Origin of the sequence: Rhodococcus sp. 05-2254-6 (assembly GCF_002258565.1) — a bacterium.
GTDB lineage: Bacteria > Actinomycetota > Actinomycetes > Mycobacteriales > Mycobacteriaceae > Rhodococcoides.
The window spans coordinates 40,232-61,721 of the sequence record NZ_NOZF01000134.1; the positions used below are offsets into that span (position 1 = coordinate 40,232).

General features: G+C 60.6%; 19 protein-coding genes. 16 read left to right on the top strand and 3 right to left on the bottom strand.

Annotated features, from left to right (window positions below):
* Nucleotides 1-35: 35 nt before the first annotated feature.
* Together CH256_RS16820 and CH256_RS16825 are read left to right on the top strand one after the other, a co-directional pair.
* On the top strand, nucleotides 36-1,517 hold the full coding sequence (locus CH256_RS16820) for an aldehyde dehydrogenase (protein WP_037189056.1): 1,482 nt from the start codon (nucleotides 36-38) through the stop codon (nucleotides 1,515-1,517).
* Between the two features lie 52 nt (nucleotides 1,518-1,569).
* Nucleotides 1,570-2,328 (top strand): SDR family NAD(P)-dependent oxidoreductase, encoded by a 759-nt coding sequence (locus CH256_RS16825; RefSeq protein WP_052047445.1) that lies wholly within the window; start codon nucleotides 1,570-1,572, stop codon nucleotides 2,326-2,328.
* Between the two features lie 27 nt (nucleotides 2,329-2,355).
* On the opposite strand, the gene CH256_RS16830 is transcribed toward CH256_RS16825, so the two are convergent.
* A complete protein-coding gene (locus CH256_RS16830; protein ID WP_217903139.1) occupies nucleotides 2,356-3,600 on the bottom strand; it encodes an MFS transporter in 1,245 nt (414 codons plus the stop codon).
* A 580-nt stretch (nucleotides 3,601-4,180) separates the two neighbouring features.
* Between CH256_RS16830 and CH256_RS16840 the strand changes: the two genes are divergently transcribed.
* From CH256_RS16840 to CH256_RS16880, 9 genes are all read left to right on the top strand, one after another.
* Nucleotides 4,181-4,801: an aspartate/glutamate racemase family protein gene (locus tag CH256_RS16840; protein ID WP_218829146.1), complete on the top strand. Its 621-nt coding sequence runs from the start codon at nucleotides 4,181-4,183 to the stop codon at nucleotides 4,799-4,801.
* Nucleotides 4,802-4,844: 43 nt separating this feature from the next.
* On the top strand, nucleotides 4,845-6,386 hold the full coding sequence (locus CH256_RS16845; RefSeq protein WP_218829147.1) for a four-carbon acid sugar kinase family protein: 1,542 nt from the start codon (nucleotides 4,845-4,847) through the stop codon (nucleotides 6,384-6,386).
* A 76-nt stretch (nucleotides 6,387-6,462) separates the two neighbouring features.
* Nucleotides 6,463-7,314, top strand: a complete 852-nt coding sequence (locus CH256_RS16850) for a class II fructose-bisphosphate aldolase (protein ID WP_037189060.1) — start codon at nucleotides 6,463-6,465, stop codon at nucleotides 7,312-7,314.
* 996 nt (nucleotides 7,315-8,310) lie between these two features.
* The gene (locus CH256_RS16855) at nucleotides 8,311-9,750 is read left to right on the top strand and encodes an MFS transporter (RefSeq protein ID WP_052047446.1); all 1,440 of its coding nucleotides are present in this window, start codon (nucleotides 8,311-8,313) and stop codon (nucleotides 9,748-9,750) included.
* Nucleotides 9,751-9,778: 28 nt separating this feature from the next.
* Complete coding sequence (locus tag CH256_RS16860) at nucleotides 9,779-10,807, top strand: zinc-dependent alcohol dehydrogenase family protein (RefSeq protein ID WP_037189061.1); 1,029 nt, start codon at nucleotides 9,779-9,781, stop codon at nucleotides 10,805-10,807.
* A gap of 153 nt (nucleotides 10,808-10,960) precedes the next feature.
* Nucleotides 10,961-11,308, top strand: coding sequence for a carboxymuconolactone decarboxylase family protein (locus CH256_RS16865; RefSeq protein ID WP_094670083.1), 348 nt, complete (start codon nucleotides 10,961-10,963; stop codon nucleotides 11,306-11,308).
* Nucleotides 11,309-11,352: 44 nt separating this feature from the next.
* Entirely contained in the window at nucleotides 11,353-11,754 is a 402-nt protein-coding gene (locus CH256_RS16870) for a cupin domain-containing protein (protein ID WP_037189063.1), read from the top strand.
* Nucleotides 11,755-12,423: 669 nt separating this feature from the next.
* On the top strand, nucleotides 12,424-12,882 hold the full coding sequence (locus CH256_RS16875; protein ID WP_037189064.1) for a lipocalin-like domain-containing protein: 459 nt from the start codon (nucleotides 12,424-12,426) through the stop codon (nucleotides 12,880-12,882).
* A 206-nt stretch (nucleotides 12,883-13,088) separates the two neighbouring features.
* Entirely contained in the window at nucleotides 13,089-13,445 is a 357-nt protein-coding gene (locus CH256_RS16880; protein ID WP_256989459.1) for a cyclophilin-like fold protein, read from the top strand.
* A 174-nt stretch (nucleotides 13,446-13,619) separates the two neighbouring features.
* On the opposite strand, the gene CH256_RS16885 is transcribed toward CH256_RS16880, so the two are convergent.
* Nucleotides 13,620-14,495 (bottom strand): helix-turn-helix transcriptional regulator, encoded by an 876-nt coding sequence (locus CH256_RS16885; protein WP_037189065.1) that lies wholly within the window; start codon nucleotides 14,493-14,495, stop codon nucleotides 13,620-13,622.
* Nucleotides 14,496-14,782: 287 nt separating this feature from the next.
* Here CH256_RS16885 and CH256_RS16890 point away from each other — a divergent pair, with 287 nt between their 5' ends.
* From CH256_RS16890 to CH256_RS16900, 3 genes are all read left to right on the top strand, one after another.
* Entirely contained in the window at nucleotides 14,783-15,439 is a 657-nt protein-coding gene (locus tag CH256_RS16890) for a DedA family protein (RefSeq protein WP_094670084.1), read from the top strand.
* A gap of 358 nt (nucleotides 15,440-15,797) precedes the next feature.
* Complete coding sequence (locus CH256_RS16895; protein WP_256989460.1) at nucleotides 15,798-17,192, top strand: MFS transporter; 1,395 nt, start codon at nucleotides 15,798-15,800, stop codon at nucleotides 17,190-17,192.
* Nucleotides 17,193-17,205: 13 nt separating this feature from the next.
* Complete coding sequence (locus CH256_RS16900) at nucleotides 17,206-18,609, top strand: MFS transporter (protein WP_094670085.1); 1,404 nt, start codon at nucleotides 17,206-17,208, stop codon at nucleotides 18,607-18,609.
* A gap of 4 nt (nucleotides 18,610-18,613) precedes the next feature.
* Here the strand turns inward: CH256_RS16900 and CH256_RS16905 are convergent, their stop codons facing one another.
* Nucleotides 18,614-20,041 (bottom strand): aldehyde dehydrogenase family protein, encoded by a 1,428-nt coding sequence (locus CH256_RS16905; protein WP_094670086.1) that lies wholly within the window; start codon nucleotides 20,039-20,041, stop codon nucleotides 18,614-18,616.
* Nucleotides 20,042-20,245: 204 nt separating this feature from the next.
* On the opposite strand from CH256_RS16905, the gene CH256_RS16910 reads away from it, so the two are divergent.
* Nucleotides 20,246-20,989, top strand: a complete 744-nt coding sequence (locus CH256_RS16910) for an SDR family oxidoreductase (protein ID WP_037189070.1) — start codon at nucleotides 20,246-20,248, stop codon at nucleotides 20,987-20,989.
* Nucleotides 20,990-21,044: 55 nt separating this feature from the next.
* Nucleotides 21,045-21,467, top strand: coding sequence for a universal stress protein (locus tag CH256_RS16915; protein WP_037189071.1), 423 nt, complete (start codon nucleotides 21,045-21,047; stop codon nucleotides 21,465-21,467).
* Nucleotides 21,468-21,490 lie beyond the last annotated feature (23 nt).

Sequence of the window (21,490 nt, forward strand, 5' to 3'; positions counted from 1 at the left end):
TTCTCGCATGACAAATCGCACGAAGGGAACCGACTATGAAGAAGTATCAGCTGTTCGTCGACGGAGATTGGGTCGACCCCGACGGAGGGAAATGGACCGACACCGTCGATCCTTATCGAGGTGAAGCGTGGGCACAGATCCCTCTCGGTAATCAGAACGATGTCACACGGACGGTATCGGCAGCGCGCCGCGCGATGACGGATGGACCGTGGTCGTCGATGTCGGCATCGGCGCGCGGGAAGATCATGCGCCGGTTGGGTGATCTCGTCCTCGCGAACGCCGCTCACTTGGCAGCCGTCGAGGTTCGTGACAACGGAAAGCTTCTCGCTGAAGTCAACGGACAGTTGGCGTCGCTTGCTGAGGTTTGGTACTACTACGCCGGGTTTGCTGACAAAATTCAGGGATCTACAATTCCCATAGAGAAGTCCGATTCGGTTGCTTTCACGTACCGAGAGCCGATCGGGGTTGTCGCAGCTCTCACTGCGTGGAATTCGCCGCTGTGGTTCGCGGCGGTCAAGTGTGCGCCGGCTCTGGCCGCCGGGTGCACAGTGATCGTGAAGCCGTCGGAATTCGCTTCTGCCAGCACATTGGAGTTCGCCGAGCTGACCAGGCAGGCCGGGTTCCCTGCCGGTGTGTTCAATGTTGTGACAGGACTCGGCCCGGACGTCGGCTCGGCGCTCGTGGAACATCCCAATGTCGCGAAGATTACCTTTACCGGGTCCGATACGACCGGGGCGCAGGTATACGAGAGCGCCGCCCGCACGATGAAGCGCGTGTCGCTCGAACTGGGCGGAAAATCACCGAACATCGTGTTCGAGGATGCGGATCTGGACAAGGCTGCGACAGGAGTGGTCTCGGGGATTTTCGGTGCTTCGGGCCAGATGTGTTCCGCCGGGTCGAGGTTGCTCGTCCACAGTTCCATCAAGGACGCGTTCACTGAAAAGTTGGTGGAGATTGCCCGCAGCATCCGACTCGGCGATCCGAACGATCCACTGACCAATGTGGGCCCCATCGCTACGCCACCGCAGTACCGAAAAGTACTGGACTACATCGACATTGCGAACGCCGAGGGCGCTCGTTGCCTTCTCGGCGGAAAGCCGGCCAGTGGCTCGGATCTAACCGGTGGTCAGTTCATCGAGCCGACAATCTATACAGACGTCACTAACGACATGCGGATCGCGCAGGAGGAGGTGTTCGGCCCCATCCTTTCGATCATCGAATTCGAGGACGAGAAGCACGCGATCGCCCTCGGTAACGACGTGGCGTATGGCCTCGTGGCTGGCGTGTGGACCGAAAACGTCGGGCGCGCGCTACGAATGTCGAAGGCCCTCGACGTCGGCACCGTGTGGGTGAACACCTACCGTACGTACAGCTACATGGTTCCATTCGGCGGTACCAAACAGTCCGGTTTGGGTCGCGAACACGGAATCGAAGCCGTGGACGGATATCTCGATACCAAAAGCATTGTTATCTCCACCGACGACGGTGCACCATCCAATGCTTTCGTGATGCGCTGAGTCGGTTCGTTGATTGTTGAGATCGGAATACGAAAGAGGGAGACGCGGCATCATGACGCCTTTGGAAACCATGGAAGCTCATCTGACGACGCCTGGGCAACGACTGCTCGGGCGCAGAATCGTTGTGACCGGCGCGGCGTCGGGGATCGGAAAATCGACTGCCCAGCTCTTCGCTAGTGAGGGTGCTTCGCTCGCGCTACTGGATCGTGACGAACATGGCGTACTGCAGTCTGCCGAACTCACCGGCGGAACCGGTTACGCAGTCGACATCACGGACGAGGAGGCGGTCACGGACGCAGTCGATCGGGCGGCCACTGCGCTGGGCGGCATCGACGGTGTAGTCAACGCCGCTGGAATTATGTTTCGCGGCTTAGCATCCGATGTCACAGCGGGTGACTGGCGGCACGTGCTAGAGGTCAATTTGACCGGTGCGTACATAGTTCTGCGTAGTTGTATCCCCTGGCTGCAGAAGGAGGAGACCGCGACGATTGTGAACATCGCGTCAGCGCAAGGTTTGCTACCCAATGCTCCCGGATACACCGCATATGCCGCCTCCAAGGGCGGAGTGTTGAACCTGACCCGCGTTCTCGCCGCAGAGCTTGCACCGACAGTGCGAGTCAACAGTGTGTGCCCTGGGATGGTGGACACCGCGATGGCAGACGGACACCGAAACAACGTTGGGAACTATGCGCTGGGCCGATTGGCTGAGCCGATCGAAATTGCTCGGTCGATTCTCTTTTTGACCAGCTCGGAGTCGTCATACGTCACAGGCTCAGCGCTTGCGACCGATGGTGGCCGGTCCTTCCACTGAAATAAGCTGCCTGTCAATCGTATTGGACTATCTGGAGCTGGTCGACTCGTCGACCAGCTCCAGATCGCTCGATGGGCCTGCGGTGCGTCGCTTGTGACGCGCGCGGACCGCGGACCACACTGCGATATCGAGCACGATGAGTATCGCTGCGATCACCGCGACGGCAGGCATGCGGCCGAGCCCGTACGCAAGAGGTGCGAGGACAGCGCCCGTCGAACCGCCCGCGAAGACGGCGACCATGAACATGGTGTTGGCTCGCGCTTCGTACTGTTCGTTTGCAGAGAGCACCCTCGTCTGGTTCGCCGCTTGCAGCGATTGGTTGCAGGCTGTCACGACGAACAGCGACACGGCAAACAGTGCGATGTGATTGGAGTCGAATGCGACAGATACACACGCGCACAACAGGATTGGTAGGCTCACTCCGATCACTGCAAGAGATCCGAATCGGTCGATGACTGGACCGAACAGTGGGGTGAACACAACCGCAGCGAGCCCGACCAGTCCGAAGAGCCCCGCGGATGCCACGGACCAGCCGTGGGTCTCCGACGTCAGATGTATCACGCTGACCGTCCAGAACATGTTGAACGTCGCGAACGCGAAAAATTGTATGCACGAGGATTCGACGAGTTCGGGACTACGCGCGGTGAGCTTCAAAGTGTCTGCCAGAAGCGTGCGGTACTTACTGCCGGGGGCGGGAGTTACCCACTGCACCTTCAGAATTCGCCTGGTAACCGGGATGGTGCAGAGGATCGTCGCAGCGAAACCAGCTACGACGAGCCGCCATCCGATCGAGTCGACCAGCAGGCCGGCGACGATTCGGCCACCGAAGACCCCGACCAGAAGAGCGCCGACCATGGTCCCGGTCGCCGTGGAGCGTTTGTCACCTGGAGCTAATTTGCCCACCACCGGGATGAGGACCTGCGCAATGTTTGCTACTAGCCCTACCGCGAAGAAGCTGACAGCGAGCGCAACGACGTTGGGCATCACGGCGCAACATGCCAGTGCCACGCCGAGTGCAGCCGACTGAATCGTGATGTGTCGCCGGGGATGTACTCGGTCGGCAAGTGGAACGAACAGGAATATTCCGATCGCGTAACCGAGTTGCACCGCGGTTGCCACTGCACCGGTGATCAACGGCGAGACACCGAACGACGCTGCCATGGCGGTCATTAGCGCCTGCGGGAGATAGATGATGCTCACTGCGATGGAAGCCGAAACAGCGAGAATAAGCAGACGGATGGTCCAGGTTCGTTCTTGCAATGCCGATGCCAATGTCGATCCTTGCTCTGGGCGTCGAATACTCGTCGGTCAGGCGCGCTGTGGCCGCGCTGATTCCCGGCGGTCGACTACACTCTACGTCGATCGTCAAACATGTTGTACGCGAGGGAATTGAGCGATCACGCGCGGCCGGCCGACGTGACCTGCGCGGTGATGTAGATCACGAGTCGATAGTGGCAGGCTATATGGCTGATCACAAACCGATATTGGACATCGAATAGCCGATGACTGTTAATGGTGGTGGACCTACCGGACGTCCAAGGCGAAGGGAATCGTGGCATCGCGCTCGAACATCGATCGGACTGCGTCCATGCAGTCGCCCGTATCCGCGGACCTGTCGTTTCGCAAACGCGTCGACCGTCGGTCCGATCTCGCTTCTGGTGAGGTCACGGCCGGCCCGCTGGCTGGGGCGACACGGTGTCGGCCTCGCGAGCTGTGGATATGGCTGGTCGTCCCACGAACTGTTCGCCCACTTCGCGCTGAGTCAGAATCAGGTGCCACCAAGAAAGAGGATATCTTGACCAAAAAGATTGCAATTCTTCACACGAGTTTCGTTTTCGTCTCCGTCGAACCTGTGATCAACGACTTGATCGCCGAGTTGATCCCCGGTGCAGAGGTGATGCATTTCGTGGACTCCGATGTTTTGGCCACAGTTGTTCGTGAACAGGGAATTTCGCCGAACAGTGAAGTGCGAATGACGCGTCTTGCCCAGGCTGCAGAGGCCGCTGGTGCCGACATCATCTTTTCCGCGTGCTCTTCGCTCGGCCCGGCTTTGGACGTTGCTGCGCAGAACGTCGGGACGCCCGTGGTCAAGATCGACGAGGCAATGGCATTGCAAGCAGCCAGCGACGGTCGACGGATCGGCGTGCTGGCAACGGTGCCGACCACTCTGGGCCCTACCTCCGATCTGATCGAAAAGAAGGCAGTCGAGATCGGCCGCGATGTGGAGATCGAGCAGCGGTTGTGCGAAGGCGCTTTCGCGGTTCTGATGGCGGGAGACCGCGAAAAGCATGACGCGCTGATCATCGAGCAGGCGACGAACCTCGCCGAAAAGGTCGACTTGATCGTCCTGGCGCAAGCTTCCATGAACCGGCTCGCCGAGGTATTGCAGGAAAGGACCGGCGTTACGGTGTTGTCCAGTCCGCGGATGGGTGTTGGCTACCTGGCTCAACGTGTCTCTCAATTGGCCGTCTGACAGATTCCAGTTGGTCTGTCTCGGAACCGAACTAACCGTCACAATGGGGTGCGCAGTGTTGCTCGAACATGAAGTGTTGTCAGCTTTTCCCGACGAGGTAGCTATTTCGGCCTCGACAGTGTCGGAGAACATTGCGCACGACGGAGATAGTCCTCGCGTGTTGGTCGTTCTTGACGATGACCCCACAGGTACTCAGTCCGTGTGGGACGTACCGGTACTCACTAGCTGGGAACCGAGTGATTTCGACTGGGCCTTCAACCGCATTCGAGACGAGGGAACCAAGCCCGCCGTCTACGTACTGACCAACACTCGCAGCCTGAGCCCGGCAGAGGCCGCTGCTCGGAACGAGGAGGCGGTACGAAACGCGCTGACAGCAGTGGCCACCGTCGGCGGAGACTTGACTCTGTCGTTCGTCAGTCGGGGTGATTCGACCCTGCGTGGACATTTTCCGCTTGAGCCCGACGTCATCGCCGCCACCGTGGCCGCAGTAACCGGTGATGGCACCGATGGCGTTGTGGTGGTACCCGCGTTTCCCGACGCAGGGCGGATAACCATCGGTGGAGTTCATTACATGCGCGCTACGGGCACCGAGACCGGAAAACTGATTCCCGTAGGGGAAACGGAGTTCGCCAACGATGCCAGCTTCGGCTTCGTACACTCGTCGTTGCCCGAGTACATCGAAGAGAAGTCGGACGGTCGACTTCCCGCACAGTCCGTGATCGTTCTGGATTTGAATGTGATTCGAGCGGGTGCGGCAGCGCAGGACCCGCTCATCTCGGCCAAAGCTATCGCCGATGCAATCGAGCCTGCATCGAATTCGACTCCGATCGTCGCAGACGTCGTCACCGAGAACGACCTTCGAGCGCTGGCGTTGGGACTGCTGGAAGCCGAACGCCGCGGAAAGAAGTTGCTCTACCGAGTCGGTCCGCCGTTCGTCCGTGCACGCATCGGCCAAGAGATTCGTTCCGCACTGGTCTCGGAAGATGTATACGCGGGCAACACTTCCGCCGACGCTGGCGGATTGATCGTGGTGGGCTCGCATGTCGCTATCACCACACGTCAGCTCAACGCCCTCACAGCGGCTCATGGATCGGCTCGTGTCATCGAAATCGATGTCGAGCAACTACTGCTTGCCGGTCGCCAGGCGCTCGACAACCCTTATGTCGACGCTATCGTCGCCGATGTTGTCGATGGCCTGCATGGCAGCGATGTCATCGTCCACACCTGCCGATCGCTCGTCAAGACCGACGACCCGTCGTCAAGTCTGGAAATCGCTCGTACCGTCTCGGCGGCGGTGGTTGCTGTAGTGAAGCGGACCCTCGAAGCCTTCCCACCTCGATTTGTCATCGCCAAAGGAGGCATTACATCCTCCGACGTTGCTGCACACGGGATGGAGATCCGCCACGCGATCGTTCGTGGGCCGATGCTGCCCGGCATTGTCTCGTTGTGGGAGCCAGCCGAGGGGCCCGGCCGGGGTATCCCGTACGTCGTCTTCCCTGGCAACGTCGGCGACGATCTGTCACTGGTCGACGTCACTCGAAAGCTGAGTAGCAAGTTCCACCAAGAAGTCGAGGGGCAAGCGTGAGCACTTATCGCGGAACGAAGTTACGGGTAGGTCTAAAACCGGGTTCGATTGCCGGGATTTGGGAAGGCGTCCTCTGATGCGTACTCGACTCGATGATCTGGTCTCCACAAGCCTGACGCATGGGTCGGCGGTGCCGGCGTTCACCTGTTACGACTTCACGACGGCGCTCGCCGTTGTTGCGGCTGCGGAGGCCTCCGGCTTCGGAACGACGTTGTTGGTCGCCCCCAAATCGGCAGCGACCGAGCAAGGTCGCCGGCTGATAACGGCGCTTCGAGGTCTCGCAGACGGAGCATGCGTTCCTGTCGCAATACAGTTGGACCACGCAGGAGACTTGGAGATGATCGCCTCCGCCGTGGCGGCGGGAGCCGATTCCGTTCTTGTAGACGGTTCTTCGCTGGCGTACGAGGACAACATTGCGTTGGTTCGAGCGGCACGCGAGCTCATCGGCCCCAACATCGTGATGGAGGCAGAGTTGGGTGGTCTTGCCGGCGACGAGGACCGTGCTCACGTCGCGTCCGGCACCGAGGCGTCCGATGCCCGCCTCACTGATCCGGAGTTGGTCGCGGACTTCGTGGATCGGACCGGTGCTCAGCTACTCGCCGTTGCAGTGGGCAACGTTCACGGCCGATACAGCGGCGATCCACAGTTGAGATGGGACGTTCTACGCAACGTCGCTTCTCGCACCTCGATACCACTCGTCTTGCACGGGGCGTCGGGAATCCCCGCAGACGATCTGGTCAGGGCGACAACGATGAACGTTGGCAAAATCAACTTCAACACGGAGCTGCGAACTGGCGTTCTGGAGATTCTGGAACGTGAGTTGCCGTCGTATCGTGCGGACGGGGAGAACCTGCTCGGTTTGCTGGGGCAGTGGGATCACGCCGCCCAGGCATTCGCCGTCGCGACCCTTGGCACCCTCACCCGCTGAGTCCTGCAGTGGCGTCGGTGCTGCAGCCTCTCGAATAGCAGCAGTCGAAACTCGAAAGCTCAGCAGCTGAACATCTTTCGGGGCAATCCTTCTTGCTTGGCACCATGCGGGTACATCCACGCCTAATTCGACGGTATTCCAATGGCACGTCCGGCAGGAGTTCTCGCTCGAGTATGGCGACTGGATGCACCATGCAGCCGAGCGAGCAATGTCGATGCCACCGTGTGCGAGACGGACGTGCGGCATTAGCCTCGCAATGAAGCTGTTGCCTTCGGGTGAATCGTCCGGTGATCGAGAAGTCGGGCGCGGACCCGGTCGGCACGCCTGCACGTAAATCCGCACTTCTTTACTCGGAAGTGGCTGAAGCGCGTGTGGGTGATCGCTGGCCAAGCCTTGTGCTCGGTCGGCCGTCGGCACCACAGATCCATCGATTCAGCGGCTGTGACCGACCGAAATAGAGGACGCGAAGCGCATCTGCTGCGTTCGGTACCTCACTCGACCAGTAGTTCGCCGCTAATTATCGCTCTGATCTATATGTCAAATCGGCTTTCGGTATTGGACATGAACGAGCTGTGACGACTTAATGGTCAACGAGCCCAGAGTGATTCGTACAACATGAAGGACCATGACATTGCACGCGACCAGGTGCCACATCGCGCCGGTTTCTGCCGAGCGTATCGGCGGAGAGGTTGTAGTCGTTGGTCGCGTTGTGCGGCGAATCTGTCTGCTGCGGAGTTCGATCAGGAACGAATCGCGGAAGATTGCAGGTTCTCGATCGATGGTGCTCTTCGCAACAGGTTTCGGTCGGCGGGATGGTGTTGCTGAACGAGTTGGCGAAGACCACCCGGCGATCGGTTTGCGTCCGACAAATAGAAACACCAACCAAAGGTATGTTGCTGTGGAAACCCAATTTCGAACATGTCCGGTCGATCAAGCCATGCAAGGCGCGTGGCTCCTCGGTCTCGGTACCGACCCGGTGCTGAGGGGAGCGGGGCAGTGAGTACACGCGTGGATGCGGGCAGACGCCTCGACAACCTACCGATGGGAAAGTTTCATCGACGCATGATCATTCTGGTCGGGCTCGGAATGTTCTGGGATGCGTTCGACAACAAGCTTTCGGCTGCAGTACTTGCCTCGATGCTGCCGACTGGATTTTCGACGCTGCAACTGAATTCTCTGTTTTTGTCGTTCACGTTCGCGGGACTGGCAATCGGAGCAGCGTTTGCGGGTTGGCTCAGTGACCGTGTCGGCCGAGGCTTCGCATTTCAGTTCAACCTGGGTCTGTTCGCGGTGTTGGCGTTGTGTGCCGCATTGGCACCCAACATGGAAATTCTCATAGCCCTGCGCTTTCTCATGAGTATAGGAATGGGTGCCGAATACGTCATCTGCTACGGAATGATCACCGAATTCATTCCGCGTGCTCGTCGTGGTCGGTATTTGGGAATCCTCGGTTTCTTCGGCGGACTGGGGGTGACAGTTTCCGCTGTCTTGGGTTGGTTGGTAATTCCCACATTCTCGTGGCGCGCGATGTTCGTGATCGGGGGCGTCGGTGCGCTCGTTGCGTGGTGGCTACGCCGTTCGATGCCGGAGTCGCCGCGGTGGTTGGAGTCACGCGGGCGGTACGAGGAAGCCGAAGCGGTCATGCAGGAGATCGAAAGGCAGAACGGCACCCCGAATACCCTGATCGACTCATCGTCGAGCTCCAATGCGGCGTCGACCCCGGTCAGCGAGAAGGCGGAGTGGGTGCCGATCACGGTGTTGTTCTCCCGACCAGTGGTCGCACGGACGGCAATGGCGCTGTTCCTCACTGTCATTTGCCTGTTCGGTTCCAACGTAATCACGGGTTGGATGCCCACGTTCTTCGTCGAACAGGGGCTTACCGTGTCTCGATCACTAGGCTTCAACGCTGCGATCATGTCCGGGTATGTCGTGGGGCCGTTGCTGTGTGTTCTGATCGCGGACCGCATCGGTCGTCGAAACAGCATCGTGATCTTCGGAACGCTAGCTGCGATTTTCGCCGGTATCTATCCCTTTATGCAGCAGCCTGCGCTGATCGTTGTCATCGGATTCATCCTGGTCGCGATGGCTGCATCGTTCTTGACGATGTGTCTGGGCACAGTGCCTGAGTTCTTTCCGACCGCTTTCCGTTTTCGGGGCGGCGGATTGACTCAGACCGTCGGTCGTGTGGGGTTGATCTTCTCCCCGTTCATCGTTCTTTGGTTGTACTCCCACTTCGGAATCGTCGGGGTGATCCTGGCTCTTTCTGGCTTGTATGTGATCGCGACCCTGATGTACGCCGTTGCCCGCGTCGACACTTCTCGAGAAGCTCTCAGCCAGATAGCCGAGGAGGCTCGGTCCGGCGATGGTCAAGAAGCCGACTCTGGGCCGGCAAAGGATACCGACGTGTCGGTCGTACGCACGCGAACCGGCCACTGAACCGTAAACCACACAGGGGAGCCACGAAATGGATGCTGTAGTTTTTCTGGGCGAGAACAAGATCGAGGTTCGTCGCCTACCGGATCCAGTGCCAGGTCCGGACGAAGTGGTAATTCGGGTCAAGGCCTCCGGTATGTGCGGTAGCGACCTGCATCACTTGCACAGCCCGCAGCGGCCCGCGGACGCACAGGTGATCGAAGGTCATGAGCCGAGCGGTGTTGTCGAGTCGGTAGGAAATGCGGTTCGACCCACCGAGGCACAGGTGGGGGATCGTGTCATGGTGCATCACTACGACGGGTGCCGCGCATGTCGGTATTGCCGCTCGGGCTGGACACAGTATTGCCCGAACGGCCGCATCGTATACGGGGGTCTCAACGGTGACGGCGGACATGCTGACTTCATGAAGGTCCCTGCGCACACGCTGATCAAACTGCCCGAATCGTTGTCGTTCAAGACCGGAGCTGCAATCTCGTGCGGAACGGGTACCGCATTCGCGGCAATCAAAAGGATCGATTTGAACGCTACCGACACGGTCGCGATCTTCGGTCAGGGTCCGGTCGGGTTGAGTGCGACACTGCTGGCCAAAGCATTCGGTGCTCGCGTCATTGCTGTGGATATCGATTCGGCACGACTAGAGATGGCGAAGCGGTTTGGTGCCGATTTCGCCATCAATTCCGCCGAAGTGGACGCGGTTGACGCCGTTCGTGCACTTACCAGCGACGGCGAAGGTGCAGACAAGTCTATCGAGTGCAGCGCCAACGCGACCGTGCGACAACAAGCAGTCCTTTCCATTCGGCAGTGGGGGACTGCGTGCATGGTAGGTGTTTTCGGACCCTTGGAGATAAGCAGTGACGAACTGATTCACCTTCACAAGACAATCGTGGGGTCGCTCACGTTCAGCAAGAACCTCCAAGAGGAGTGCGCAGCGTTCGTGGCGGAGCGTGGCCTCGACATCGAGGCACTGTTCACAGACGAGTTCCGGATTTCGGAAGCTGAACGTGCATACCGGCTGTTCGATCGACGTGAAATAGGTAAGGGCGTTTTCGTCTTCGATTGACGTAGCTGTCTGGATCGGGCAGCAGGGCGCTTCGGTGCGCAGCGGGATCTAGGCCCGGCAGTGAACGATGCCCTGTCGGTGCGCTCCTCGGTAGTGCCTTCCTTCCTCGGGTCTTTCGCGCCATGCTGGTGACATCGCCCAGGAAGGAACGCCGTGACAGACCAACCCAAGCAAGTAGGAGGTGGGCGGGCGATCTTCGGAGAATTCGCCCCGAAGCTCGCCGAACTCACCGACGACATGCTCTTTGCCGATGTCTGGAACAGGACCGAACTCGCCGCCCGTGACAGAAGCCTCCTCACGGTGGCTGTGCTTACGGCCGGCGGTGACACCGAGCAGCTCGGGTTCCACCTCGGCCGCGCCATCGAGAACGGCGTCACGCAAGACGAGCTCATCGAGGCGATCACGCACGTCACGCTGTACTCTGGCTGGCCCAAGGGGATGGCGGCGATGGGTGTTGTGAAGAAGATGTTCGACGACCAGGATAATGCCGAAAAAGGCTGAGCTACAAAAGCATTCGGATGATTCGATCGATAGAAAGTGAAATTGTGAATATCGAACCCCCAGTTTCCACCACGAAGAACCCCGCAGCCCAGTTCGCCGGTGATGTCTGGCTGGATCCGATCGCGCTCCCGCACGAGTCGAGTCAGACCATGGTCGTCGCGACGGTTCGTTTCGCCCCAGGCGCTCGCACGGCATGGCACTCCCACGAGAACGGCCAATACCTGCGCGTGACGCAAGGAATTGCCCGATTCGGAAGCCGCGACGGAACCATCATCGAGGTGCACCCCGGGCAGACTCTGTACACCCCTCCCCGTGAAGAGCACTGGCACGCCGCAGCTCCGGGCGTCTACATGGAGCACATCGCCATGCTTCAGAACGGCGAGGATCCCGCCACTACGACGACCTGGGCCGAACACATCACCGACGACGAGTACGAGGGCCGCTGAGCTACTTCGGCAGCCAATCGCTCGGTCACTGCTTCACTGATCTCGATCTCAGTGGAAGGGATCTGTCGAGGCGAATGAAAGCGCGCGGTCCGCGCGACGAGCTACGTGCTTCTGTCGCCGACACGATGGATGGAATGCTTGAGCGTCTCGAAACGGCGTTTTGGACGGAGGACTCTCGTGGAGGACGTCAGCAACGGACTGCGCAATCAGGTCGCTGTTCTGCAGGAAAATGTCGGAGCTGTTCTCGCGAAGGATGACTTGGTACCGGCTGAGAGAGCGGACACGATGGTGGTCGTGTCACGGGCAACGGTGCGGATGTCTCGATTGCTCTAGGAGTTTACTGGCCACGGCGCGTAGTCGATCCGGTGCTTTCGTCAACCGCTAGTTGGAACTTGCACGTATCGGCGCGGAGGCATGTCCGGCATCCGGCTGCCGGACGGGGCGGTCGCTGGCGACGGTGGTCCGATGCCGCCGGATATCAATCCATTGACCGCACCGGACCGATTAAACCGGCGCTCGAATGTCCCGCGCGGCCGGCCTTTACAGACTGATCGGTCGGTGCGTGAGCGGCCCGAAGATTGCGATAGGTGCCCTGGCAGGGACTCCCAATGCCCGATTTGTACACCTACCGTGTGGAGGGACAACGTTTCTCACACTCGAGGTAGGACAATGAAGAAGCAAATACTCACCGGGGCCGTCACATTGGGGTTGATGGGTTCGGTCGTCGCGTGTTCCCAGAGCTCGGACGGTGCGGGTAGCGACCCTCTGATCGGAGAGTGGCGCATGACCTCGCTCGAGGTCGGCACCGAGGGTGATCTACAGACGGTTCCGTATTCGGGACAGATCACCTTCACCAGTGACACCGTGTCAGTCCAGGCCATGAATCCGGACACCGAGGCGCCTGACACGGCTCTGACGGTGCAGGGATACGAGGCGTTCTACGGCGACCTGACCATAGATTCGGATGCCGGAACATTCACCATCACAGTCGAATCGGCGTTGGCGCGCGACTTGATCGGGCAGTCACTCGATCGAAACTTCGAGGTCGATGGCGACACGTTGGTCCTGACGCCGAGTGATCCGGCCGACGGGTTTCGTGTGACCTACGAACGTCACTCCAGCTCGTGAGGGAGGCGGGCACGACAACCGGGGACCGATCCAGAATGCGCGGGGTGTCGTCCGCGGTCGGACTGATGTGCGTCCTTGCACTTGCGTCCTGCTCCGGGGGAACCGATGCCACTGACGTTGCACCGTCGGGAGCTTCTGACCGGTCACGGACCGCGGATGCTGCGACGACCAGCGAGGAGAGCGTCACGACAGAGAATGGAGAATCCATGCGCGTCGAAATTCAGGTAGGCGACAGAACGGTGAGTGGAACGCTGAACGGCAGCGCGTCGAGCCGCGACCTGCTGGCTCAGCTTCCTTTGACAGTCCCCATGGCCGATCACGGTTCTGTGGAAAAGACCGGGCCGCTGCCTGCCGAATTGACAACCGAGGGTTCACCTTCGGGGGCGGACCCGAATCCGGGTGACATCGGGTACTATGCCCCGGGGAACGATTTCGTGCTCTACTACGGTGACCAGAGCTACTTCCCAGGGATTGTCATCCTGGGGAGCATGGACGAGACCGGACCCGACATTGTCGGCGCGATCTATGGCAGCGTGACGGTGACCGTTACTCGATCGGACTGAATCGCCCACTGACGTTACGAGATCTGTCGGTGCACCCGTCCTACAGTCGCAGGGCGGGTGCACGACGCGGTTCTCTACGATAGGTCGCCGAGTGGCCAAGGGAACAACTGTACCGATCCGATTTCGTTGCGGCAAAGCTGGATACGAATTCAGGCAGCGTCTAGACAAGCTACCTCAGGACTGACCACTGCTCGGGCTGTGTTCGGCGGCCCAAGAGCCGAGGAGGTGCAGTCGTTCGGCGCTCGGAGAACCTGGTTCCGCTGTGTAGACCATCAGGATGGAACCGGGATCAGCGGTGATGACGAGTTCCTCGTAGGCGAGATGAACCTCGCCGACGATGGGGTGATTGAAGCGCTTCTTACCAGCGCCGTGCGAGCGAACGTTGTGTGCGCCCCATAATGTTCGGAACGTCTCGTCTCGTGTCGAGAGTTCTCCCACCAGATCTTGCAGCCCCTTATCGTGTGGATCGCGCCCGGCTTCGGCTCGCATGATCGACACGCACATCTGAGCAAATGCATCCCAATCGGGGTAGAACTCGCGGGATACCGGGTCCAAGAACTGGAAACGTGCAAGATTTGGAACTCGCCCACCGTCTCCGATGATCGGCGCGTAGAACGCTTTGCCCAGATTGTTCGTGGCGAGAAGATCCTGTCGCTGATTGCGTACGAAAGCAACGCCGTCGGTAATCGAATCCAGTGCCCACTGGAGGCTTATCCGAGGGGCAGCGGCGCGCACGGTCTTTCGGCGTGGGCGTCCGGACGTGGGGACGCCATCCGCAGCACGCGCAAGGTCGAGAAGGTGTGCGTGCTCGGTATCGTCGAGTCGCAATGCGCGCGATAGCGCGTCGAGTACGGAGGACGACGCGCCGCCGATCGCGCCGCGCTCGATGCGGGCATAGTACTCGACGGACAAACCGGCGAGAGCAGCAACTTCGCTACGTCGCAGACCGGCCACACGCCTGTTCCCACCGCCTGTTATGCCCGCATCGTCCGGCGAGACCTTTGCTCGGCGGGTCATCAAGAACTCGCGTACCTCCGCTTTGTTGTCCATGAGCTGAGCGTAGAGCCAGTTGCGGCAATGAACGATGCCCTATCTGTACACCTTTCGCGGGGGCGCCGTCGCAACGTCGCATATTTGGGGTTCGCGTGCAATGCTGGTCCTGTCACGAATTCGACGGGTTCAGCTCGCGCAACGTGGATTCGTTGGTCCTCTAAATCCGCTGTCCTTTCTGAGCGTGCCGACAGACCAGTCCGGTGACGTCAACAACCAGCATCACTGCAAGGCAGCGCTGGATACCTCGCACTCCGCTAGGCGTATGCAACTGAAAGGTTGGGGCCGTGCCCGATATCGGACTTGTTCTCGTCTGCCTGGCCGGAGTCTGTGCGCCGTATCTTCTCGGTGCAGCCGGAGTTGTCCTGTTGGCGGAGTCTGCGCTGCTCGTGGGTCTCGTCCTCCCAGGCACCAGCACCGTGCTGATCGTCGGGTCGGTCGTCGGGCTCGGTCGCGTGGATCCGATCGTTGCGGCAGTGGTGATGGTCTTGGCGTCGTCCGGAGGTGCGCAGACAGCCTTCTTGCTACGCCGCCGACGTGGTGGCGCGAGTTCGATGCCCCTTCCTCCGAAGAGGATGTCTTCATCGGGTTTTGTCAGGCGGGCGCAGCGCGGTTTCGATCGCCATGCCACTGTCGCCTCCATCGCCAGTCATCTGTTCGGTGGAACCAGAACCTTCGGTCCGCGGTTGGCGGCGGCCTCCCCGATGGCGTTCCGAACTTTCGCGCTGTGCAATTTTGCCGCCGCGGCGTTGTGGGTGACCATTTTGCTGGTGGTGGGTAGCACCGTCGGTGCCAATCCGAACGTCGCGCCGTATTTCATCGCTGCCGGTGTCGGCCTGATGTCCATCACGTACGGCGTGGGACTCGTACGGCGCCGGGCACGCACACCCTCTGCAGGGCCGAAGGATTCGGCACCGACCTTCGATGTACCGGCAACCCCGTAAAGGGAGTTCTCACGACTGCGATGCCGGCAGTTCAGTGGACGGAAGCCCAGTGCCGATCGTCGAATCGCAGCCGCGTCGAATTGCGGTCCGTGTCCGACCGGTTTCACCCCACCTGCTCGCCCAGTATTCGATCAGATATCGGGTGACCACGGGCTTTTCTGTACCCCGCCTGCTGTGCCTCATGCCCTTGACGTCAAAACGTATGACAATTATCTAACGTCATTATTGACATACAGATCCTGCTGATACAGCATGTATCTGGATGTGCCGTCCGTTGCATCACGCGAACCCATCTGTGCCGCAATCAAAGAGGCCCTGAGCCGGCAGGGGTTCTCGTCGCAGAACAAAAGGAGAGCGAATGACCGAGTCGCACAAAGACAGTGACCGTCGAAAGAAGCTCGGCGGGGCGATAGGTGAGATCGGTACGCAGTTCGATTACTCGGTATATGCGCTGATGGCACCGACCATCGCGATTCACTTTTTCCCGGCAGGAAACCCAGCGGCTGCGATCCTGGGAACCTTCGCCGTGTATGCACTTTCATTCGTTGCGAGGCCGTTCGGCGGCGCATTCTTTGGGTACGTAGGTGACAAGTTCGGCCGCCTCGCCGTCTTGTCCTGGACCGTCGTGCTGATGGGTGTCGGAACGATGCTCATCGGAATGATTCCCACCTACGAGTCCATCGGCCTGGCCGCGACACTCATTCTGATCTTCTGTCGATTGCTGCAGGGACTGTCGATCGGAGGCGAGACGACAGGCGTCGAGAGCTACATCGTGGAGTCGGCTCCCGCGACGAAACGAGCGTCCTGGATGGGGACGGTGAAGTCGTTCTCGTATTGGCCTGTGGCCGCGGTGGCTGCGATCATCTTCGGCCTTCGGTCGGCGTTGGGAGAAGAAGCATTCGAAGCGTGGGGATGGCGAATCCCCTTCATCCTCGGTGGAGTCGTGGCCGTCGTAGGTTACGTGCTGCGCCGGACGTTGGAGGATCCCGACGAGTTCGTCGAGGCCGCAGCGGAGTACGAGAAGATGAACACTCCGGAGAACGCGGGGACGGTGTCCGGCGCGATGCGGGGAGCCTTCGGCACGCGCAAGTCCATGCTTCTGGTCATCTTGCTGCAGCCGCCGTACGCGATCGGCGCTTATCTGCTCAGCGGCTACATGTACACCTTCGTGGTCAGCCATGGAGGTGTACCGGCCACGAGTGCGTTGCTCTCGAACATGGCGGCCATCATGGTTCTCGCGGCACTACTTCCCGTCATGGGAAAGCTGTGCGATCGGCTCGGACGCAAACCGATGTACTACGCCGGAGCGATCTGGCTCTTCGTCGCCGCGTATCCCGCGTTCGCACTTGCCGGGTCAGGAACGGTAGCCGGCGCATTCGTCGGACAGGCACTTCTCTCGATGGGCCTGTCGATGTACGGAGCGGCGATGTTCACCGGAATGGTCGAGATCTTTCCGACGGCGCTTCGGTGCCGTGGCCATGGAATCTCGTACAACCTCTCCGTGGCTCTCTTCGGTGGCACCACGCCGCTCATCGCAGCAGCACTGATCAGCGCTACCGGAAATCCGGTCGCTCCAGCCTTCTACGCGATGGCGGGAATCGGCCTCATCGGACTGGTTGGCGTGTGGCTTGTGCCGGAAACGAAGAACACCGATCTGCGGTCGTCCGTCTACGGTCTGCCCAGTTCCGCGGTGCCGGGGGGTACCGAAGAGACCGACGCATCCGATTCGGCGAAGGTCGTACATCGAGCGTGAGTTGCTTCGCTCGATGAGTTCTACAGAGAGAGCCCTCGGGGCGGCGGTACCGGCGAAGGTCAGTATCTCCGCGTCTTCGGCGAGCGTGCTGCAGCCGCTGAACTCGTCGATGATCGCGGTGGCGATGGTCGCTATCGTCACGCACTTCGGTTCGCCGGCGGGAGCATCCTGGTTGATCTCCGGGATGTATATCGCCACAGCGGTTTCCGCTCCGATCGGCGGAAAGCTCGGCACGATCTTCGGAGCGCGGAGGATCTATTTGGTGGGTCTGGGGATCGTCGGCGTCGCGACGGTCGTAGGGTCCTTCGCGCCCGATATCAACTGGCTCATCGCCGCGTATGTGCTGCTCGGAATCGGGATGGCCACCCACTTTCCGAACGCGATGACGATCATTCGCGATTACGCCGATCGTCACCGGAGCGATCCGAAATCTGCGTTGTTGACGCTCGTCCTGTGCAGTCAATCCGTTGCGGCCCTCGGTCCTACTGTGGGCGGACTGCTGGTCGGAACGTTCGGCTGGCAATCGATCCTATGGATCAACCTGCCGGTCATAGCCCTCAGCGGAGCTGCAGTACTTCGCTACGTCGCTCCGGATTCGACAGCACGACAAAGTGATTCGCGACGCAGCCTGCTTCGTTCGCTGGATCTGCTCGGAGTCGGCCTGTTCGTCGTGCTCACATCCACCGTCATGATGTTCCTGCTGTCGGCCGGGGGATCGCCGCCGTGGTTCCTGCTCGCTGTTCCGGCGACCGCCCTGGTCCTTTTCGTCGTCCGAGAATGGCATACCGATGAGCCCTTCATCGATGTGCGGGCGCTGGCTCACAATCGTTCGTTGAGCGCCACGTTGGTCCGGACCTTGCTCACCTACGTCGCGTTCTATTCGGTGTTCTTCTCGGTTCCCCAGTGGTTGCAATACCAACGTGGCATGAGCGCGACTCAGACCGGCCTTACGATGTTGCCGGTCGCCGCGGTGGGAATCCTGTCGACGTACGTCGCCTCGAAAGTGTTACGGCGGTACGGTCCTCGAATCACGCTCACGGTCGGGTCAGTCGCGTTGACCGCCGGGGGACTGCTCCTGGCGATCGTGGAACGGACGACGGCACCCCTCGTCGTGGTGCTGCTGGTCGCCGCAGTCCTCGGCGTTCCGAGCGGGTTCAACAACCTGAGCAACCAGAACATGGTCAACTCCGCGACTTCCCTCGAGGAAGTCGGAACCGCCATGGGGATGTATCGCACGGTGCAATTCCTGGGAGCGAACCTGGCCGCCGTGGTTCTGCAGTTCACCGCGGGCCCCAGCGTGGGGGACGACGGCATTCGTCACACCGGTTGGGTGGTCGTCGCGATCTCGCTCGTACTTCTCTTCGGTGTGGCGGTCACCAGGAGCCTCACTCGCGGGGAACGCATTCCCCGCGAGTGAGGTGTCATTCTCCGTCGAAGCCGTAGATGGACTTGACTTCGAGGTACTCCTCAAGACCGTACTCGCCCATCGACCTACCGATACCGGACTGCTTGTAGCCGCCCATGGGCGTCACCGAATTGGTGTTCGCGCCGTTGAACGACACCCGTCCCGCACGGATTCCACAGGCGAATTCGTAACCGCGGTCGCGGTTCTCGCTGAAGACGTAGCCGCCGAGGCCGAAGATCGAATCGTTCGCGATGTCGAGTGCCTCCGCTTCGGTTCGGTACGGCATGACGACGAGCACCGGGCCGAAGATTTCTTCCTTGGCAAGGGTCATCTCGCGATCCACGTCCGCGAGAACGGTTGGCTTGCAAAAAAATCCACGATCGAAGCCGTCTGCTCTGCCCAAGCCGCCGGCGACCAGACTTCCGCCCTCGTTCAGTCCTGTCTCGATGTGGTTCTGCACGCTGTTGTATTGCTGGGCGTGCACGAGCGGACCGTGGGTCGTGGCAGGGTCTCGGGGGTCGCCGAGGCGCATCCGACCGATCTCGTCCGTTATGAACGGGATGATGTCCTTCACCTGCGACTCGTGCACGAGAAGCCGGCTCGGTGCGTGGCATGACTGGCCGGTGTTGGAGAAGCCCCTCTGTACGTTCCACCGCGCAGCCTTCTCCAGGTCACCGTCGGTCAGGACGATGTTCGCCGATTTGCCGCCGAGTTCGAGGCAGACGCGCTTGATGGTGCGAGCCGCCGACTCGCCGACCTTGACGCCGGCGCCGGTCGAACCGGTGAACGAGACCATGTCGACATCGGGGTGGCGCGAAAGGGCATCGCCCACGACGCTTCCTCGACCGACGATCAGGTTGAAAACACCGGGAGGCGTTTCGGCCTCGTGCATGATCGCGGCCAGCGCGACACCGGACGCGGGGGAGGCGTCCGACGGCTTCAGCACCATCGTGCAGCCGGCGGCGATTCCGTAGATCACTTTGATGACCGACGTCTGGATAGGCCAGTTCCACGGTGAGATCAGAGCGCACACACCGATGGCCTCGCGCCTGACGAGGGTGTCGGCCAACTCGTGCTGGAACGAGTAGCCGCGGATGAGGTCGCGAGCAACCTTCATGTGCCCCGCGGGCCCGGTCACCTGCGCCTTGAAGGAGACCGGAACACCCACCTCCTGGGCGATCAGCTCAGCGAGTTGTGGCTCGCGGCGCTCGTACGCGGCGATGATTCGATCGATCAATGCGATGCGTTCGTCGACGGTGGTCTTGGAGAAGCTCGCGAACGCGCGTTTCGCTTCTGCCACGGCGTGATCGACATCGGCAACCCCACCTCCGGAGGCCACCGTGGCCCACGGTTCCTCGGACGTCGGATCGACCAGAGTGCGGGTGCCGTCACCGCTGGGTGCGATCCATTGACCACCGATGTAGAGCTGTCCGAAATGTTTCACTTCAAGCCTCCGTGCGTGTGCCAAAATCGAAACTGGACGTCAAATGTAAGACCGTAACCTATTCTGTGTTTGAACGCCAAGATCGGCGGTCGTCGGCGCTCTTGTTGACGCCGGTATAACTGTCTGACATTATACATTATGACCACCCGGACGCCGAACTCACTGATCGGCGGCTTCGGGCACAGAACGACGTAAGGAAGAATCGTGGGTTCACTGACAGGCAAGAACGTCTTGATCACGGGCGCTCTGGGCACCATCGGCCAGGCTCTTGTGGGCCGGTATGTCGAGGAGGGGGCCACCGTCATCGCGTTGGATCGTCCCGACGCACCCGATGCGCAGAAGACGCTCGACGGTATCGGCGAGGGCATCCGCTACTTCGGGTGCGATCTCGCTGACCTGGCCGGCATCGAGACCTCGGTCAAGGCCCTGGCCGACGAGATCGGCGGGGTCGACGTACTGGTCAACAACGCCGCGCTGGTGATCTTCAAGCCGCACGCCGAGTTCACCATCAAGGAGTACGAGGATCAGGTGAGGGTCAACTCCTCGGCTGTATTCGTGTTGTCGCGCGTGTGCTCTGAGCACATGAAGGCCAAGAATTACGGCAAGATCGTCAACATCACGTCCCTCACCCTCACGGGTCGGTGGACCGGCTACGTGCCGTATATCGCGTCCAAGGGTGCAATGTACGGACTCATCAAGGGCATGGCCCGCGAACTGGGTGATTACCTCATCAACGTGAACGGCATCTCGCCGGGTGCCGTCCTCTCGGATGCCGAATACCGCGACCGTGGCGACAAGCAGCAGGAATACCACGACTGGGTGATCGAGAACCAGAGCATGAAACGTCGGATCGCTGCGGTCGACATCGCCAACCTCGCCGTCTTCCTGTCCACACCGCAGGCCGACATGATCACCGGCCAGGACATCGCGGTCGACGGCGGAATGTAACCGCTGCAACACCTTTCATCAATCGACCTTTCGCTGGTCAGAATCAGGAGCGACCGTGGTAAGCATCATCGTTGTCGGAGTGGACGGTGGCGACGCCTCGATGCGAGCGGCCCGCCGGGCGGCCGAGATCGCACACAGCCTAGGAGCGAGACTTCATCTCGTGAACGCCGTCGACAGCGGCGCTGTGAAGGAATTCCCCGACAGGCCCGGATCGTCGCTCGTGACGTCGGGTGAATTCGCGGAGGCGATCGTCGGTGACGCAGCCGTCGCGCTTCGAGTCATTGCCCCGCGTGTGACGACGTCCGTGGTGCAGGGCCGTCCCGCGGTTGCACTGGTCGACGAGGCCACCCGGCTCGACGCCGAATTGATCGTCGTGGGAAATCGACGAACTCAGGGTCTGGCACGGGTCCTCGGCAGTGTCGCCAGTGCCGTTGCCGCGCATGCCCCCTGTGACGTGTACATCGCGAAGACCGTCTGACGCGGCACCGCATTCGAGCAGAA